The sequence below is a fragment of the Deltaproteobacteria bacterium RBG_16_64_85 genome, from assembly GCA_001798885.1.
Lineage (GTDB): Bacteria > Desulfobacterota > Deferrimicrobia > Deferrimicrobiales > Deferrimicrobiaceae > FEB-35.
In genome coordinates this window covers 34,176-50,060 of the sequence record MGQW01000008.1, presented here as the reverse complement: position 1 = coordinate 50,060, position 15,885 = coordinate 34,176, and the positions used below count along the sequence as shown (strand labels likewise).

Sequence of the window (15,885 nt, the reverse complement as noted above, 5' to 3'; positions counted from 1 at the left end):
CGTCCCCGAACTTCAGACAAAAGTTTTCAGGAACGGCCCTGGATCGTTTTTCCCATCAGGGCCGCGAAGAGAATCCCTGCGGCGGCTTCGACGAGCCCGAAGAGGACGGAGATCCGGTCCAGCCCCAGGCCCACCGGCATCATGGCACCGACCAGCATGCCCGCCAGCCCGACGTTGGCCAGCCAGAACTGGACTTCCGCCCAGCCGATGGAGGCGACCCGGGGCAGACCGAAGAACATCGTGGGGATCAGCTTGAACCCGATGCCGTAGATCAGGAAGAGGACGAACCCGATGAGCAGCATGTGGGTGTGGACGAACTGGAAGTTGTCGTTGCCGAAGGCGAGCATCCCCGCGCCCAGGAGCAGGCCCAGGGCAAGGTAGAAAAAGGCCACCCGGATGTACCGGCGGCAGAGGCGGTGCAGCCGATCCTGCGTGGCGCGGTCCTGGACGGAGGGGTCCACCCTGTCCTTCCGTTCGATCATGTCGTCCCTTCGCCCACGGAATAAGACCCGGGGGGGAGAGAGGCGTCCACCTCGAAGACGACGCGGGCCCCGCACATTTTCTCCAGGGAGGTGACCTCCTCGCGCTTCTGGTTCAGCAGCGCCTCCAGGAGCTGCGGCGACACGCGGACCGCCAGGTCTTTCGCAGGGTCGCGCGACAGCTCGCTGTGGACCCGCCGCAGGAAACGCACCATCACGGCGTCCGGCGTGGGATGGGAGCCCGTGCCGAAGCACACGTCGCATCCCTTCATCACGACGTCGTAGAAGGAGATCCCCATCCGCTGCCGGCTGATCCCCACCAGACCGAATTTCCCCATGTTGGAGACGTCGCTTTTCGCCTTGTCCTTTTTCAGGGTGTCCTTGAGGGTCTTCTCGACGTCCTTGATATGGTTCCGGTTCTCCATGTCGATGAAATCGACGACAATCAAGCCTCCCATATCGCGGATCCGGAGCTGCCGCGCCACCTCCGATGCCGCTTCCTTGTTGGTCCGGTAGGCCGTGTCCTCGATGTCCCGGTCCTTGGCCGACCGGCCGGAGTTGACGTCGATCGACCACAGCGCCTCGGTCCTGTCGATCACGATGTGCCCGCCGGAGGGAAGCGCCACCTTGCGGGCGCAGGCCCTCTCCAGCTGCTCCTCGAGGTTGAACTTGAAGAACAGGGGCCGTTTCTGCCGGACCAGCCTGAGCTTCTGCATCTGCTTCGGATAGTAGACGTCGAAAAACGCCTGCGCCTTGCGGTACGAGTCGGCCGAGTTCATCAGGACTTCCGAGACGTCGGACGAGTACCTGTCCCGCAGCGTCCGGATGACGATGTCCTGCTCCTCGTAGAGAAGCGCCGGCGCCTTCTGCGTGCGCGCCCCCTCCACCGTCCGGTCCCACAGCTTGAGCAGGTTCTCGAGGTCCGCCTTGAGATCTTTCAGGGGCTGCCCCGCCCCCACCGTCCGGACGATGAACCCCAGGTGATCCGGGTAGGTCAGCTTCTCCATGTTCTTCCGGATCCGCTCCCGCTCCTTCTCGTTCGAGATCTTCTTCGAGATCCCGTACCGTTTCATCCCCAGCATCATCACGAGGTACCGCCCCGCGATGCTGATGTACGAGGTGAGGGCGGCCCCTTTGATGGAGGACTCCTCCTTGGTCACCTGGACAAGGATCTCCACCCCGGGCCGCAGGTGGGGGCGCTTGTCCCCCTCGTTCCACGTCCCGAGGTTCTCCATCAGCGCGCCGCCGCAGTATTCGTTCAGAGGGAGGAAGCCGTGCCGCCCGCCTCCGAACTCGACGAAGGCCGCCTCGATCGCATGGGCGACGTTGACCACTTTGCCCTTGTAGATGTTCCCCTTGAACTGCTTCCTGCGCTGGTTCTCCACCTCGAAGTAGTCGAGATTTCCGTCGCTGACGAATGCCACCCGGATCTCTTCCGGGTGGATCCCGTCGATCAGCATCACCTTCCGCGGCCCCTTGCCGGCGGTTTCGGCGGAGGCTTCCTCCCCGTACTCCTCCTCGTCCTGCCGCGCCTCGATCTCCTCGACGGCCTCTCGCGCCGCGACGGGCTCCTCGGAGGAGGTCCCTTCCGCCCCGCCGTTGAACTCTCCCTGTGCGGGAGCACCTTCGGGAACGGGTTCCCCTTCGGGCGTCTGCGGCAATCCTTTCCCGCGATGCCGTCCCCGGCGGCGACTGCGCCGCCTTCCCTTCTTCGGCTCGCCTCCGGGTTCCCCCGCCTGCGCCCCTTTCGTGTCTTGCGGATCCGCCGCGGTTTCCTCCCACCCCTCCGTTGGAAAACCCTCCGGGATCGCCGGGGTCGCACCGTATTCCTGCGGCGTTTCCTCCCCCGCGCCGGTCGCCCCCTCGGAGGAAGAACCCCCAAACGGCTGCGTCGCTTGCTCTCCCTGCGGCTGGTCCGGGGGGCTTGCCTGCGCTCCCTTGCTTCCCCGCCGGCGCGACCGGCGGCGGCGCCCCTTCGGCGCAGCGGTTGCGCCCTCGACCGTTTTTGCGACTTCCTGGATTTCCGGCCGCGTCAGCGCCTCCTGCGATTCCTCCGGCGCTTGGACCTTGTCCCCTCCTGGAAGTACGTCTTCTCCCTCAACAGACGCCCCGCTCGAGGATTCCCCCTCGCCGGGAAACTGGCCGGACTGAGGCGAAGCGGGAGGCGCGGATTCCGCTGCCTCTCCATCCTTGCGCCGGGGGCGTCGCCTCCAGTACCTGCGCTTTCCTTTCTTTTCCGTCATCGATTTCCTCCTGAAATTTTCGGCTCCAGGAACCTCGGCAGGATCCCCGGAAGTTCGCACACGTCGCTCACCACGGCATGGGCGGGAGATGCCTCTTCCCTGCCCCCCACCCAGACGGTGAACATGCCGAGCTCTCGGGCCGGAAGCAGGTTCTCGCGGACGTCCTCGCAGAACAGGGAGGCCTCCGCGCGGGCCCCGGTCGCCTGCAGGAGCTTGGCATACGGGTAGGGCGACGGCTTGGCGATGTACTCCATGAATTCGATCCCGTAGATTCCTTCCATCATGTCCGAAACGTCCAGGGCCTTGAGAACCCGGCGGGCATACGACTCCGAGCCGTTGGTGAATACCACGCTCCTCCCCGGGAGCCCGGAGAGCATGCTCCGGAGGTCGGGCCGCGGGGGGACGATCTCCGGGATCGGCACGTCATGGACGTATTCGAGATATTCTCCCGGCGGAACATCATGATAGTGCATGAGGCCGCGCAGGGTGGTCCCGAACTCCTGCAGGAAGTCCTTGCGGACACGCCGGGCGGCCTCCGGGTTCACGCCGAGCCTCTCCTGGACGTAGCGCTCGATTCGGGCGTCCACGATCCGCCAGAGGCTCACCTCCGGCGGATAAAGCGTGTTGTCGAGGTCGAAGATGAACAGCGGCTCCGCCGCCATCGCTACTCCCCTCCCACTGCGATCTCGGATACCGCCAGGGACGGCGAGCCTACGTTCCCGAACCACCGGAAGTCGGAGCCGACCTCCGTCACCTGCCGGAGAAGGGAAAGGACGTTCCCGGAGACGGCGAACCCGCGAACCGGTTCCTTCTCTTCGCCCCTCTCGAAACGGATCCCCGCCGCGCCGACGGAAAAATCCCCCGAGATCGGGTCGGCGGTGTGGATTCCCAGAAACTCCGTCAGCAGGATCCCAGACCCGGCCCGTCGCAGCATCTCTGCGGGCGTCTTGTCGCCGGGTGCGATGAGGAGGTTGGAGATCCCGACCGTCGGCGCTGTCTTGGATCCCGGGCGCCGGCAACTGGCGGTCGTCCCTGTCCCCAGCTTTCTCCCCCAGAAGGCGTCGGCCAGGTACCCTTTCAGCACTCCTTCCTCCACCAGGACGTTCCGGCGGCACGGAGACCCTTCGCCGTCGAATGCCTGCGAACCGCTCCCTTGCGCATCCAGGGGATCGTCGGAGATGTCCACCATCGGGGAAGCAATCGTCCGCCCCCTCTTTCCCGCAAGCATCGACTTCCCCTTTGCCACCTGGGAGGCGAGGAAGGAAGGGATCAGCACTTCGAGGAGATCGGCGGCGGCGCCGTTCTCCAGGACCGCGGCGTAGTGTCCGGTCGGCAGACGGCGGGCCCCGAGCATCCGGACCGCCCGCAGGCCGGCCTCCTTCGCCACCGTGTCCACCTCCAGGTCGGCGAACCGCCGGCCGAACCCGAACCCGTAGCCGATCTGCCCCTCATTCCCCTGTTCGGCCACCGACTCCACGGAAGCGAAGTAGTGCGACGCCCGCCAGCTGCCCCCGCGGCCGGCCGAATTCCAAAACCTCGCCTCGGTGACCGTCTCCTTGAGGGAAGCGGAGCGGACCCGCTTCATCCGCGGGTCGAAGGCCAGGGTCCTGCGCTCCAGGTCGGCGGCGAACCCCGCCTTTGCGGAATCCCCGACGCTCTCCCACGCAGGATCGTAGAGGGCGGGCTCCGGGAATTCGCCATCCGCATCGGGAAGGCCGTAGGCCGGATCGGGGTCCGAGGCATCGGCGCAGAAGAGCGCCGCCTCGACCATCCGGGCGATCTCGTCGCCGCTCTCGCGAAATCCGTAGGAAAATCCCATCCGGCCGTTGCGGAAGATGCGGACGCCGAGGGAGAGAGCATCGGCGATGGAAATGGAATCGATCCCCCCCCCCCGAGCGTCATACCGTCGTGCACGCTCCCTCACGAGGTACAGCTCGGCCTGTCCCCCGCCGCGCTGCGCGACTTCCCGCTCGACGAGGCCGAAAAGCTCCTCAGGCATGCCGCGTCCCGGAGAAATCGGCCACCAGCGCGACTTCGTCGCAATCGGGGAACTTGGAACACTTCAGGCAGTCGGACCAGATCTTGTGCGGAAGCTCCGATTTGTCCACCTGCTTGAACCCCAGCTTCTCGAAGAATACGGGCTTGTAGGTGAGGGCGAACACGCGCGTGATCCCCAGGACGATCGCCTCGGAGATACATGCCTCGACCAGCTGCGTGCCGATGCCGCGGCCCATCCGGTCGTCGCGCACCGCGAGCGATCGAACCTCGGCCAGATCCTCCCACATGAGGTGGACTGCCGCCGACCCGATCACCTCCTCTCCGTCCTCCTCGTACACGAAGTAGTCCCGGAGGTTCTCGTAGATCTCGCTGAGCGACCGCGGCAGCATGTCTCCCTTGCGGGCGTACTCGGCGATCAGCTTCTGGATCGCCTTGACGTCCCCCATCCTGGCCTTCCGGATCATCCGCCTGCAGCCCTCTCGATCAGCTCCCTGGCATGCGCGTGCGCCTCTCCGGTGACCTCCGACCCGGAGATCATGCGCGCCAGTTCCGTTATCCTATCCTGTTTCGCGAGCGGTTTCACGCTGGTGGTCACGGATCCCCTCCCGGAGACCTTGCTCACCAGGAGGTGGCAGTCCGCAAAGGCCGCCACCTGGGGAAGATGCGTCACGCAGACCACCTGCGCGGTCCCCGCTAGCTCTTTCAGGCGCGCACCCACCCTCTCCGCCACCCGCCCTCCGATCCCCGCGTCGATCTCGTCGAAGACGATCGTCCTTCCGCTCTGCCCGCGGGAGGAGGCGTTCCGCAGGGCCAGCATCACGCGCGAAAGCTCCCCGCCCGACGCCGTCTGCGACAGGGGACGCAGGTCCTGTCCCGGATTGGCGCTGAACAGGAGCTCCGCCTCGTCGAGCCCCGCCGCGGAAAGGGACGCGGCCGTGGGGCTCCGGGAGGCGATCTCGGCCCGGAACTTCGCGCCGGCAAGGGCCACGCGCGCCAGCTCCTTTTCCACGGAGGCGGCCATTTTCTTCGCCCCTCCCTGTCTCCCCCGGCTCAATGCCGAAGCGGCGGCGACGCACGACTCTTCCTCCGCCGCCAATGCGGCGTGCACCCTGCGCCCCTCCTCGAGGGTCGCGTCGAGGGCGCCCCGTTCCACCCGGAGGTCGTCCAGGTGGGCGATCAACTCCGGGACCTCCTTCGCGTACTTCCGTTTCAGGCGGCGGATCTCGGTCAGGCGCTCTTCGATGTGCTCGCGACGGTCGGCGTCAAGGGTCACCCTCCCCGCCCGGGAAACCAGCTCGCGCGCCAGGTCCGTAAGCTCGCTCTGGAGCCCACGGATACGCTCGCCCAGCTCCGCCAGGCGCGGATCGGCGGCGGCCGCCTCCCGCACCCTGGCGGCCGCAAACGAAACCGACGATGACGCGGAATGTTCCGCCGAGGACAGGGCCCCCTCTGCGTCCCGCAACGCCGCCTGGACCTTCGAGGCGTTCCGCAGGACGGAATGGGCCGCGGCCAGCTCCTCCTCCTCCCCCGGGACGAGGACGGCCCGTGCAAGCTCCGCGACCTGGAAATCCAGCGATTCGATCCGCCCTCGCGCGCTCTCTCCCCGTGCGCCGGCTTCCTCCGCCTGCCTCCGCAGCGCGGAAACGCGCCGGTACAGCCGGCGAACCTCCCTCGCCAAGGGAGCGGTCCCGGAGAACTCGTCGATCGAGGCCAGCGCCGCCGCCTTCGAGAGCAGGAAGGGGACGCTGTGCTGGCTCACCATCTCCACGAGCACGGGGGCGAGCTCCGTCAGCGCGGACTGTGCGACCGCACGACCGTTGAAGTAGGCGCGGCTTCTTCCGGCGGAGGGAATGACCCTGCGCAGCACGAGCTCCTCCTCCCACGGGAAGCCTGCTTCCTCCCAAGCCTCCTTCAGGTCCTCCCTGCGGGACAGGTCGAGCAGCGCGGAGACCTCCGCCTCCGGCTCGCCGCTTCGCACCGTCACCGGGTCCGCCTTCTCGCCCAGCGCAAGGCGGATCGCCTCCACGAGGATCGACTTGCCGGCTCCCGTCTCCCCGGTGACGATGTTCAGGCCCGGTGCGAAGGGGACGCGGACGTCTTCGAAGATGGCGAGGTTGCGGACGGACAGCTCGATCAGCATCGCGGGAACGGAATCACCGCTCTCCCCACTTGAGCTTGGTGCGCAGGACGGTGAAGTAGTCCTTGGAGGGGGAACGGAAGAACCGCAGGGGGGCCTCCGCCTTCTTCACCTCCACCACGTCCCTCTCGCGGAGCCCGAACCCCACCTGGCCGTCGAGCGTCAGGAACACGTCGGTCTCCCGGGAGCGCAGCTCCGCGCGGACCACCATGTCGTCCGGGATGACGAGCGGCCGGTTGGTGAGCGTGTGCGGGCAGATCGGGGTGATCAGTATCGTGCGCAGCATCGGGTAGACGATGGGGCCCTGCGCCGAGAGGGAGTACCCCGTCGATCCGGTGGGCGTCGAGATGATGAGGCCGTCGGCCTTGAAGGTGGACAGGTACATCTCTCCCGCAGTCGTCTCGATGTCGATGATCTTGGCGAGCGCCCCCTTGTTGATGACCACGTCATTCAGGACCGTGTAGTTGGCCACGCGCTCGCCCAACCGGTGGACGTGGGCGACCAGCAACATCCGCTCGTCGTAGTCGAAGTCGTAGTTGAAGATCTTTTCCAGGACGGGGTACAGCTCGTCCAGCGTGATCGCGGTGAGGAACCCCAGCGCCCCGAGGTTCACGCCCAGGATCGGCTTCCCGGAGGTCCCAACCACCCGCGCGGCGGAAAGGAGCGTGCCGTCCCCGCCGAGGACGATGAGGAAGTCGCATTTCTCTGGCAGCTTGGAGCGGACGACGGCGTCGCCGCGGGGGACGAGGGCAGCGGTCTCCCGGTCGAGGACCACCCGCCGACCGCGGGCGATGATCCATTCGCAAAGGTCGGAGACGATCTTTCCCGCCCGGGGGTCGGTGTGCTTGGCGATGATCCCGGCGCACTTCATCGGGGATTAGGATAATATATCGGAAGGAAAAGAGAAAGACCTGTAACTCCCACGCAAACCAACCCTTCAGTGCGAATGATTCACTTTCTCCGACCGTTTTCGGTGTCGCTTGAAAAGCGATTGCCGAATGATCCGGTTACGGGGATACTATAGCATCCCTGCGGATCGCCGGGATCCGTGGATTTTAGCGTGGGAGGAGCGACCACACAAGGCGGACCGGGGCCCTTTTCCTGCAAGGGGGATAGGATGAGTTCCAGGTTCGTCGTTACGGAGACCACCACCAAGGATGATATTGCGACAGCCGGATTGCCCGACCCCCTCTACTGCAAACGTAGTTTGGTCGATCATGCCCGCCTCCTTGCGGATCTTATCGATGCCGAGATGGGCGGCCAGACCAGCTGCGGTGGCGGCGGGACTGGATATGTTCCAGATGTCGTAGAGATCGAGGAATGAGGAATCGTGTAAAGAGGGGGACGACGGTTCCCTTGAGCTCTCGAAGAAGGAAGGATGGCGACCGAAAAACACGGTCTGGTGAATCGCGTTGTGCCTGACGATCCATCTGTTCGCCACCCTCTGCGCCAAGGAAGATGCCGTGGAAGGGGTGCAGGCATTCCTGGGAAAAAGAAGACCGGAGTGGAAGGAACGCCGACGCACCATTCCATTTTAGAAAAGACCTGTTTTGGACAGATACGACGGGAGGTATGAAAATGGAAGTCCGTGGCAAAGTCTACTCCTATCGTACGGCGGTGAAATGGACCGGGCAAAAGATGGGAGTGGCCTCGTCGCCGGGGAAACCCGACATCCAGGTGGCGACTCCGCCGGAGTTCAAGGGGCACGAGGGCATTTGGTCACCGGAGGATCTGTATGTTGCCTCTGTGAATGTTTGTGTCCTGTCTACGTTTCTGGCTTTTGCCGAACGGGCTGGCTTGTCCTTTACGGACTACGAGTGCGATGCCGAAGGCCGCCTGGAACTGGTTGACGGCAAGTTTCAGGTGACTTCGGTCACGCTGAGACCGAAGGTGACCTTGAAGAACAGTGAGGATGCCGGAAAGGCCAAAGAGATAATGGCCAAGGTGGAAGCCAACTGTCTGATTTCCAATTCGATAAAGACAAAGGTCATGGTCGAGGGGTTCTTTCGATAGGTGCGTGAAAGGGTCCCGATGAACCGGTCACAGGATGAACCGGTCCATTCCGTTCCGGGCCCGCACGATCTCCACGAGGCCTGAATACTTTCCTTTCCGCGGACAATGACGCATTGTTAAATCGTGTGTCTTCGGTTACTTTCTCCCCATACGCTCCGCAAGCTTATCGAGTTGTTCTTTCGTAAGAGGTTTACCAAATGCGGGATAATGATAAATCGGTTTGGAAGGATTTTTGATCGGAATCCATTTTCCTTCCTTGAAATCTTGATAGACACATTGGTAGTCCACTCCATCCACTACCGGAATAACCCCCTTTAAATTCATTACTTTTCCTTCTTCAAGCCAGGTTAAAGAAACATTCCCCTTCTGAACCTGTCTCATGGTTTCTGTGCCGTGACAATCTTCACATTTCCTGCCCATTTTCATCACAGAGTGACTCATCTGCGGGGCAAACATGAAAAATGTCTTGTCGCCTTTTACCAAGAAGGTCTGCATGTTCGCCGAAGTTACCTTTCCGCCGTAGTTCATGAGGAATACCCATCCGGAAACCGGAATGGAGACACGCTTTCCTTCTTTGACAAGGGTTTCAAAGTGACAATTCGTACAACTGACGACATGTCGAACATGGCATGATTTACAATCCAGTTTTTCCTTATGTACAGCATGAGAATCGGTTGGTTTGGTGGAGTTATGGCATTTCTCGCATTTTGTATCCATGGCCCCAGTTTGTTTCATGGAGACATATTCGATCCCATCCCCATGCACCTCTCTTTGGGAATGACAGTCCATACAAGCCATTCCCAGAGCAAAATGGACATCCTCCTGTTTCGATGCCCTGTCAATTTTAAGGATCGCCTGCTCACGGGCATGGCATTCAAGACACATCTCTTGTTTCTTTGCTGCTTTGGTGGAATAGGCTGCTTTCCCATCCTTTTCAACTTTATGGCACCGATCACACCCCGGGGTATGGCAATTCTTACACCCGAGGTTTGAATAAGGGACACCTGTAAGGATTTCCAATCCACCATTGGTCTTGTCGTACCAATAAGCCATCCCTTTCGCGGTATAATGGAGACTGGAGAAGAAAAAGCAGTCTTTCCTTGGCTCCTGACAGAATCCCTTTCCCTGTAATCCGATGACAAACAAACCCACCAGAACCAGATGGACGGTCAGCGCTTTTTTCATAGACTCCCCTTAATGGTTCTGAATTTTCAACGGAATCATATCCTGATCCGATTTCTGCCGGCGAGCTGACTGCACTACCGGAAAGATATCGCTCGCATCCATCTCCAAGATGCGTCCCAATTCCCCGGCATGTTCCCGGAGGCAGTTTAAATTTTTCCGAGGGCACTTTCAATCGCGATCTTTTCTAATTCGCGGAGAGTCCGGCGGCTCCTGATTTCACCCGCTTTGCAAATACGTTGTAAATACGAAACGTCGCCGGGGTAATCATGCTCCGACATCGCCTGCATCGCCACTTCCGACAATCCGGAATATAATGAAAAAGAGAAAGCCCATGACCGAGCCCCGGCCGCCATTTTCGCTGTTTCCCGGCGCGCAGCCGCCCCGCGCTCCCCTTGCCGACCGGATGCGCCCCAGGACGCTCCTCGAATTCGTCGGGCAGGAGGAGATCCTGGGGGAGGGGAGGTTCCTCTCCTCTGTGCTCTCGGCCCGTCCCCTTCCCTCGCTGATCTTCTGGGGCCCCCCCGGATCGGGGAAGACGACGCTCGCCCGGATCATCGCCACGGAGACGAAGGCGGTCTTTCTCCCCTATTCGGCCGTCCTCTCCGGGATCAAGGAAATCAAGGACGCGCTCTCCGAGTTGAAACGGAGCGGACGCTCCGCGGGCCGACCCGCGATCCTCTTCATCGACGAGATCCACCGGTTCAACAAGGCCCAGCAGGACGCGCTGCTCCCATTCGTCGAGGACGGCACCGTCACTCTCTTCGGAACCACGACGGAGAATCCTTCGTTCGAGATCCGCAACGCGCTTCTTTCCCGTTGTCGCGTTCTCGTCCTCACTCCCCTGGCTCCGGCCGAGGTGGAAATCATCGCGCGGCGGGCATTGACCGAAGCGGAAAGGGGACTGGGAAAGAAGGAATCGTTCCTCTCCCCCGACGCCCTACGGCACATCGTGGAGATCTCGGACGGGGACGCGCGCGTCGCCCTGAACGCGCTGGAGGCAGCGGTAGCGATCGCGGAGCACCGGAACCTCGAGCAGGTCGACGTGCCCGTGGCCGAGGAGGCGCTCCGGAGGAAGGCGCTGCTCTATGACAAGGACGGGGAGGAGCACTACAATCTCATCTCGGCATTCCACAAGAGCCTGCGGGGGTCCGACCCCGACGCCGCCCTCTACTGGCTGGCGCGGATGCTTTCGGCGGGCGAGGACCCCCTCTACATCGCCCGCCGGATGATCCGCTTCGCGTCGGAGGACGTCGGGAATGCGGCCCCGGGAGCCCTCCAGCTCACCCTTGCGGCGGCAGAGGCGTACCGCACGCTGGGGAGCCCCGAAGGCGAGCTGGCACTGGCCCAGGCGGTCGTCTATCTCGCCACCGCGCCCAAGAGCAACCGGGTCTACACGGCGTTCGGCCGTGCCATGAAGGACGTGCAGGGCGGGGGGAGCCACCCGGTGCCGATGCACCTGCGCAACGCCCCCACCCGCCTGATGAAGGAGCTGGGATACGGCGAGAAGTACCAGTACCCCCACGACTTCGCGGAGGCCTTCGTCCCGGAGAACTACTTCCCCGAGACGCTCGGCCGGCGCAAATATTACGAGCCCTCGGAAGCGGGCTACGAAAAGACGATCTCGGATCGTCTCAAGGCCTGGTGGGGAGCCGTCCGGAAAAAGTAAAGGGCGTTTGATATTGGGGACGTTCTTGTAATAAAGTTGGGGACGTTCTTGAACTTTTTATGAAGGGATGTTGTAAAAGTTCAAGAACGTCCCCAACTTTTCCAAAAGTTCAAGAACGTCCCCGATTTTCCCTTTACTCTTTCCGGACCAGCGTCGTTTCGATCCGCAGCAGGGAATTCGACACGTAGAGTTCCCGGTTGTACGTCTCGAAGCCGGCGAGCCGAATCTCCAGCTTGTGGGTTCCACTGGCCACTTTGAGATACCTCTCCTCGGTGAACTCCGAAGCCTTTCCCTGGATGACGCCATCCAGCACGACCTCGGCGTCCGGTGGGTTCACCGCGAAGATCAGTCCCCCCTCGTTGCCCACGCCGTAAATCTGCCCCCTGGGGTAGCAGCCGGCAAGGAGGGCGATCGTCAGCAGGCCGAATACGGGAAAAAGGATCCTTCTCATAGTGCGCCTCCTATCTCGCCAGCTTCACGATGTCGTTGACGGCGATCCCCTCGCCGCGATCCCGCCGGCACACCGCCGCATCCTCCCCGAAGAAGTCGGTCACGGTGATCTCTCCCTTCTCCTGGCCCGGCTTGCGCCCCAGGGACACCTTCGTGTCGGGGTCGATCACCTCGCGTCCCTCTCCGAACACCCGCAGCCGGTCGCCGACGGCAAGCCCCGTCTTCCGCCCGGCGTTGACGGTGATCTCCTCCGCATCGACGGCAGCGACTTTCCCGCTCCACTCCATCGCCTCCATCCGCTGGATCAGGTTATCGATGAACTTGGAGATCGCGGCGCGGAGCGCCTTCCCTTCCAGGGTCTCGTCGTACCCCTTGGTCCCGCCCATGCCGAGGACCTGGGTCGAGCTCTCCTCATACACGCCGTTCCCGCTGTCGGCAAAGACGACCTGGCCGGTCGTGGCGTCGATGAGCCGCACGTCGACGGTCGCCTCCGCCGTCTGCGTCTTGCTCGCCCCGACAAGGTAAGTGGCTGACTTCTGCTTCACTCCGAACTGTGAAATCACGCCTGTTACGATGGCGTTCAACCCGAGGATCTCCCCGGACTTCGCGCCGGTTCCTGCCTTGATCGTGCCGGACTTGGCGAGGTCCTGCTCGTCCAGGATCAGGTCCATGTCGGCGCCGCGCGACACCAGGATGAACAGACCGGACTTCGACAGCTCGGTGATCAGGATGTCCTGGACCGCCCCGCCCAGTCGGCCGCGTCCGTAAGGGCTCTTGTCCTGGAACTTGATGACGGCGACCCGTTTTTTGGGGCCTTTCGTCACGATGGCCCCAGGAGGCGCCTCGGCGCGGCGAAGGGTAGCGGCAGGAGCGGACGCCCGGTCCGCCGGCCCGGTGATGGGGGGCGAGGTGGCGCACCCGGCGACCGCGAAGGCCGCCGTAAGCGACAGAATTCCCAGAAAGATTCTCTTCATTTGGACCCTCCTGTGTCTTCTCCGGTGATACTCGTATTGTCAGGCAGCCCCCCCGGCGGGACGGAATTGTCCTTATGACAGGGGATTTCGGCTTTTATGAGGGCGCCAGCGGGCAGTTTCACCGCGAGATTCCGGCCTACCGTCTTTCCAACGGGCGTCATCGGTTTCAGCAGCAGGTTCGCGAGTGCGTGGCCGATGATCTCGCCGCCGATCTCCCTGCCTCCGCCGCGCGGCATATGCATCTGGAACTGGCGGTCGCTCTCCTCCCATGCCAGGGCGCCGTCGGTCCGGTAAAGTTTGAAGGCCGCGATGACGGACAGGCTGTTGTAGAGCCCGATCGTCGTCTTGTTCCACTCCTGGACTTCCCCGTAGAACACCCCCTCCACCTTGAGCGCCCGGCAGACCTCCTCCGGCGTGGATGCTTTCAGCTGCCCCCCATAGCTGATCCCCAGGCTCTCCCGCAGCAGGCGGTCGCTCTCCGCAACGGGCATCACATTCCACCCCTGCCGCGCGATCTGCTCGACAAAGGCGCCCCGGATGATTTCGGAGGCGTCCAGGTCGTTGCTCCGGTTTTCCATGGGCGCAACCGCAACTTTCGGCCCCGCAGGCGGGAGAGGCGCCTCGGGCTCTCGAACGGCGCTCTTCCTGCCCGCGCACCCCCCCACGAGGAGGAGAAATACGAGGAGACCCCGCAGGGAGATCCGGTTATGCCGTTTCGCGCCACGCATTTTCCTCTCCCGTTTTGACGATCGACAAACGGGGATCATTCAGGGGATCATTCCATGGAGGGATCCGACGTTGCGGCTATTCCTTCCAGAGGATGCACGCCACGGGGCACAGGTCCATCGCTTCCTGGATCGCCTGCTCGGTGTCCCCTGCCGGATCGAACACTTCGGCCTTCGTCTCGTCGTCGAGCTGGAATACGGTGGGGAGGGTGTCCACACAGACGCCGCAGCAGGTGCATTCTTCCTTCACCACATAGGGGATTCTGGCCATTCCTCTTCCTCCAGGTAGGTTTTTTTCTCACCGGATCTCTGCATTCCGCCGCGGGCCGTGAAATTGCCTGACGGCGGCAACGCAGGATAATTATACGACGATCGGAGGAAAATCTCCCCCAGGACCCCCCATCCAATCGGCGGATCGATAGTGGAAGTCCGTTCTCCCTCCTGGAAGTAAAAGGGACCGATGGAGATCAGCAGGCCGGGGCGAGAATGCCCACTTCGGGGTTCTCATTCAGGTAGGCGATGAAGGCGTCCACGCACTGCGGGTCGAACTGGGTCTCCCTGCAGCGGATCAGTTCTTCCATGGCGTCTTCCCGGGTCCGGGACGGCTTGTAGGCACGGGCCGAGATCATCGCGTCGAAGCAGTCTGCGACCGAGAGGATGCGCGCGGCCAAGGGGATCTCCTCACCCTTCAGGCCGTCCGGGTACCCTTTCCCGTCGTACCGCTCGTGGTGGTGACGTACGATCGGGCAGAGGCGTGCGAGGGAGCCGACCGGCCTCAGGATATTCTCGCCCCCGATGGGGTGGCCGAGGACGATCGAGACCCCGTCCGGAGGGAGCGCCCCCCTGTTGTGGAGGATATGGTCCGGCATCCCGATCTTGCCGATGTCGTGGAGGAGCGCCGCCGATTCCAGGTCCTTCACGAACCACTCGGTAAGGTTCAGCTTCCAGGCGATCTCCACGGAAAACTCCGTCACGCGCTTGGAGTGGCCCCTCGTGTACTTGTCGCGCGCTTCCACCGCCGTCGCCAGCGCCGCGACCGTCTCGACGTACGTCATCTCCATTCGGCTCTTCAGATCCGCGTTCTCCAAGGCGACCGCCACCTGGGTGGCCAGGTTCTGGATCATCAGCAGGTCGTCCCCCGTGATCTCCTTTTGACCTTCCCGGAGCCCGATACTGATGACGCCGCGGGTCTTTCCGGCGGCGCCCATGGGAACGTGGATCGCCCACGGCATGCTCTTTTCGAGCTCCGTGAGACCCCCCGGCCTCCCCCACGGCATCGACTCCGAGGTGGTCACCATCTGTCCATGGGAGGCGACCCATCCAACGACCCCTTCCCCCATCGGGATCACAGTGGACTTCATTTTCTCGCTCAGCCCCGCCGAGACGCGCACCCTCAACGCCTTCCCGTCGGAAGACACAAGAAAAATCGCCCCGACATTGAGCCCGGCCAGGGAGAGCAGCGTGTTCAGGAACACGTTGAACATGTCCGACATGTCGTGGGGCTGGCCGGTGCTGGCACAGACCTGCGCGAGTAAGGTTTGCATCTGCTTCTTGGAGGCCTGGAGGTTGTCGACCGTCTGCTGGAGCCGGCTGGTGATCCGGTTGAAGTTCTTCGCGAGCTCGCTGATCTCGGACGCCATGTTGGTGTTCAGCCGGCGGGTGATGTCCCCCTCCGCGATCGCCGCGGCGTCTTTTGCCGTGCGCAGGAGGGTATGGATGACAGACCGGGTCACGAAAAAACCCGCAATCCCGAGCAGGAGCACGAAGGCGACCAGCGCCACGATCTGGGTCGTGTCTTTGATCCAGGCGGGGGCGTATTCGGTGAACAGGTAGATCGCTAGGAGAAGAGGGATGATGAACATCGCCGAGAACGCGACGATGAACTTCCTTGCCAGCGTTTCGGTCTTCGGGCCGGTATTCGCCGGCCGGGTCTCTTTCGGTTCAACGTCGGACAATGCGTTTCATCCCCTTCGAGTCAAACCAACCGTCCCTGAACTCCTTCATTCCGTCGTTCC

General features: G+C 62.9%; 16 protein-coding genes. 3 read left to right on the top strand and 13 right to left on the bottom strand.

What is annotated here, in order from left to right; translation table 11 throughout:
* Window positions 1-26: 26 nt before the first annotated feature.
* The 7 genes from A2Z13_08120 to A2Z13_08090 all read right to left on the bottom strand — a co-directional run bounded on the left by A2Z13_08120 (window position 27) and on the right by A2Z13_08090 (window position 7,728).
* Entirely contained in the window at window positions 27-482 is a 456-nt protein-coding gene (locus A2Z13_08120) for a hypothetical protein (protein ID OGP81136.1), read from the bottom strand.
* The gene (locus A2Z13_08115) at window positions 479-1,939 is read right to left on the bottom strand and encodes a hypothetical protein (GenBank protein ID OGP81151.1); all 1,461 of its coding nucleotides are present in this window, start codon (window positions 1,937-1,939) and stop codon (window positions 479-481) included. Before A2Z13_08115 ends, A2Z13_08120 begins: the two co-directional genes overlap by 4 nt.
* Window positions 1,940-2,718: 779 nt before the next feature.
* The gene (locus tag A2Z13_08110) at window positions 2,719-3,384 is read right to left on the bottom strand and encodes a pyrimidine 5'-nucleotidase (protein OGP81135.1); all 666 of its coding nucleotides are present in this window, start codon (window positions 3,382-3,384) and stop codon (window positions 2,719-2,721) included.
* A 2-nt stretch (window positions 3,385-3,386) separates the two neighbouring features.
* Complete coding sequence (locus A2Z13_08105) at window positions 3,387-4,721, bottom strand: hypothetical protein (protein OGP81134.1); 1,335 nt, start codon at window positions 4,719-4,721, stop codon at window positions 3,387-3,389.
* Window positions 4,714-5,184 carry a GNAT family N-acetyltransferase gene (locus tag A2Z13_08100; protein OGP81133.1) on the bottom strand — a complete coding sequence of 157 codons (471 nt, stop codon included), beginning with the start codon at window positions 5,182-5,184 and terminating at the stop codon, window positions 4,714-4,716. Before A2Z13_08100 ends, A2Z13_08105 begins: the two co-directional genes overlap by 8 nt.
* The gene (locus A2Z13_08095) at window positions 5,181-6,860 is read right to left on the bottom strand and encodes a DNA repair protein RecN (GenBank protein OGP81132.1); all 1,680 of its coding nucleotides are present in this window, start codon (window positions 6,858-6,860) and stop codon (window positions 5,181-5,183) included. The genes A2Z13_08100 and A2Z13_08095 overlap by 4 nt, the downstream gene beginning before the upstream one ends.
* A 13-nt stretch (window positions 6,861-6,873) precedes the next feature.
* A complete protein-coding gene (locus tag A2Z13_08090; GenBank protein OGP81131.1) occupies window positions 6,874-7,728 on the bottom strand; it encodes an NAD(+) kinase in 855 nt (284 codons plus the stop codon).
* A gap of 246 nt (window positions 7,729-7,974) precedes the next feature.
* Here A2Z13_08090 and A2Z13_08085 point away from each other — a divergent pair, with 246 nt between their 5' ends.
* Window positions 7,975-8,181 carry a hypothetical protein gene (locus A2Z13_08085; GenBank protein ID OGP81130.1) on the top strand — a complete coding sequence of 69 codons (207 nt, stop codon included), beginning with the start codon at window positions 7,975-7,977 and terminating at the stop codon, window positions 8,179-8,181.
* A 254-nt stretch (window positions 8,182-8,435) separates the two neighbouring features.
* A complete protein-coding gene (locus A2Z13_08080; GenBank protein OGP81129.1) occupies window positions 8,436-8,870 on the top strand; it encodes an osmotically inducible protein OsmC in 435 nt (144 codons plus the stop codon).
* Window positions 8,871-9,005: 135 nt separating this feature from the next.
* Here the strand turns inward: A2Z13_08080 and A2Z13_08075 are convergent, their stop codons facing one another.
* Window positions 9,006-9,398 (bottom strand): hypothetical protein, encoded by a 393-nt coding sequence (locus A2Z13_08075; GenBank protein OGP81128.1) that lies wholly within the window; start codon window positions 9,396-9,398, stop codon window positions 9,006-9,008.
* Window positions 9,399-10,386: 988 nt separating this feature from the next.
* On the opposite strand from A2Z13_08075, the gene A2Z13_08070 reads away from it, so the two are divergent.
* Window positions 10,387-11,721: an AAA family ATPase gene (locus A2Z13_08070; protein ID OGP81127.1), complete on the top strand. Its 1,335-nt coding sequence runs from the start codon at window positions 10,387-10,389 to the stop codon at window positions 11,719-11,721.
* A gap of 133 nt (window positions 11,722-11,854) precedes the next feature.
* On the opposite strand, the gene A2Z13_08065 is transcribed toward A2Z13_08070, so the two are convergent.
* The 5 genes from A2Z13_08065 to A2Z13_08045 form a co-directional block, all read right to left on the bottom strand.
* On the bottom strand, window positions 11,855-12,172 hold the full coding sequence (locus A2Z13_08065; GenBank protein OGP81126.1) for a hypothetical protein: 318 nt from the start codon (window positions 12,170-12,172) through the stop codon (window positions 11,855-11,857).
* A gap of 10 nt (window positions 12,173-12,182) precedes the next feature.
* On the bottom strand, window positions 12,183-13,145 hold the full coding sequence (locus A2Z13_08060; protein OGP81125.1) for a hypothetical protein: 963 nt from the start codon (window positions 13,143-13,145) through the stop codon (window positions 12,183-12,185).
* A complete protein-coding gene (locus A2Z13_08055) occupies window positions 13,142-13,873 on the bottom strand; it encodes a hypothetical protein (protein ID OGP81124.1) in 732 nt (243 codons plus the stop codon). Before A2Z13_08055 ends, A2Z13_08060 begins: the two co-directional genes overlap by 4 nt.
* A gap of 76 nt (window positions 13,874-13,949) precedes the next feature.
* Window positions 13,950-14,141 carry a ferredoxin gene (locus tag A2Z13_08050; protein ID OGP81123.1) on the bottom strand — a complete coding sequence of 64 codons (192 nt, stop codon included), beginning with the start codon at window positions 14,139-14,141 and terminating at the stop codon, window positions 13,950-13,952.
* Between the two features lie 196 nt (window positions 14,142-14,337).
* Entirely contained in the window at window positions 14,338-15,825 is a 1,488-nt protein-coding gene (locus A2Z13_08045; protein ID OGP81122.1) for a hypothetical protein, read from the bottom strand.
* Between the last annotated feature and the right edge of the window lie 60 nt (window positions 15,826-15,885).

Excerpts from the sequence above, each read along its gene's own strand:
- A2Z13_08120 (OGP81136.1), bottom strand. The coding sequence starts at position 482 with ATGATCGAACGGAAGGACAGGGTGGACCCCTCCGTCCAGGACCGCGCC.
- A2Z13_08085 (OGP81130.1), top strand. The coding sequence starts at position 7,975 with ATGAGTTCCAGGTTCGTCGTTACGGAGACCACCACCAAGGATGATATT.
- A2Z13_08095 (OGP81132.1), bottom strand. The coding sequence starts at position 6,860 with ATGCTGATCGAGCTGTCCGTCCGCAACCTCGCCATCTTCGAAGACGTC.
- A2Z13_08065 (OGP81126.1), bottom strand. The coding sequence starts at position 12,172 with ATGAGAAGGATCCTTTTTCCCGTATTCGGCCTGCTGACGATCGCCCTC.
- A2Z13_08090 (OGP81131.1), bottom strand. The coding sequence starts at position 7,728 with ATGAAGTGCGCCGGGATCATCGCCAAGCACACCGACCCCCGGGCGGGA.
- A2Z13_08075 (OGP81128.1), bottom strand. The coding sequence starts at position 9,398 with ATGAACTACGGCGGAAAGGTAACTTCGGCGAACATGCAGACCTTCTTG.
- A2Z13_08055 (OGP81124.1), bottom strand. The coding sequence starts at position 13,873 with ATGCGTGGCGCGAAACGGCATAACCGGATCTCCCTGCGGGGTCTCCTC.
- A2Z13_08080 (OGP81129.1), top strand. The coding sequence starts at position 8,436 with ATGGAAGTCCGTGGCAAAGTCTACTCCTATCGTACGGCGGTGAAATGG.
- A2Z13_08050 (OGP81123.1), bottom strand. The coding sequence starts at position 14,141 with ATGGCCAGAATCCCCTATGTGGTGAAGGAAGAATGCACCTGCTGCGGC.
- A2Z13_08060 (OGP81125.1), bottom strand. The coding sequence starts at position 13,145 with ATGAAGAGAATCTTTCTGGGAATTCTGTCGCTTACGGCGGCCTTCGCG.
- A2Z13_08115 (OGP81151.1), bottom strand. The coding sequence starts at position 1,939 with ATGCTGATCGACGGGATCCACCCGGAAGAGATCCGGGTGGCATTCGTC.
- A2Z13_08100 (OGP81133.1), bottom strand. The coding sequence starts at position 5,184 with ATGATCCGGAAGGCCAGGATGGGGGACGTCAAGGCGATCCAGAAGCTG.
- A2Z13_08105 (OGP81134.1), bottom strand. The coding sequence starts at position 4,721 with ATGCCTGAGGAGCTTTTCGGCCTCGTCGAGCGGGAAGTCGCGCAGCGC.
- A2Z13_08110 (OGP81135.1), bottom strand. The coding sequence starts at position 3,384 with ATGGCGGCGGAGCCGCTGTTCATCTTCGACCTCGACAACACGCTTTAT.
- A2Z13_08070 (OGP81127.1), top strand. The coding sequence starts at position 10,387 with ATGACCGAGCCCCGGCCGCCATTTTCGCTGTTTCCCGGCGCGCAGCCG.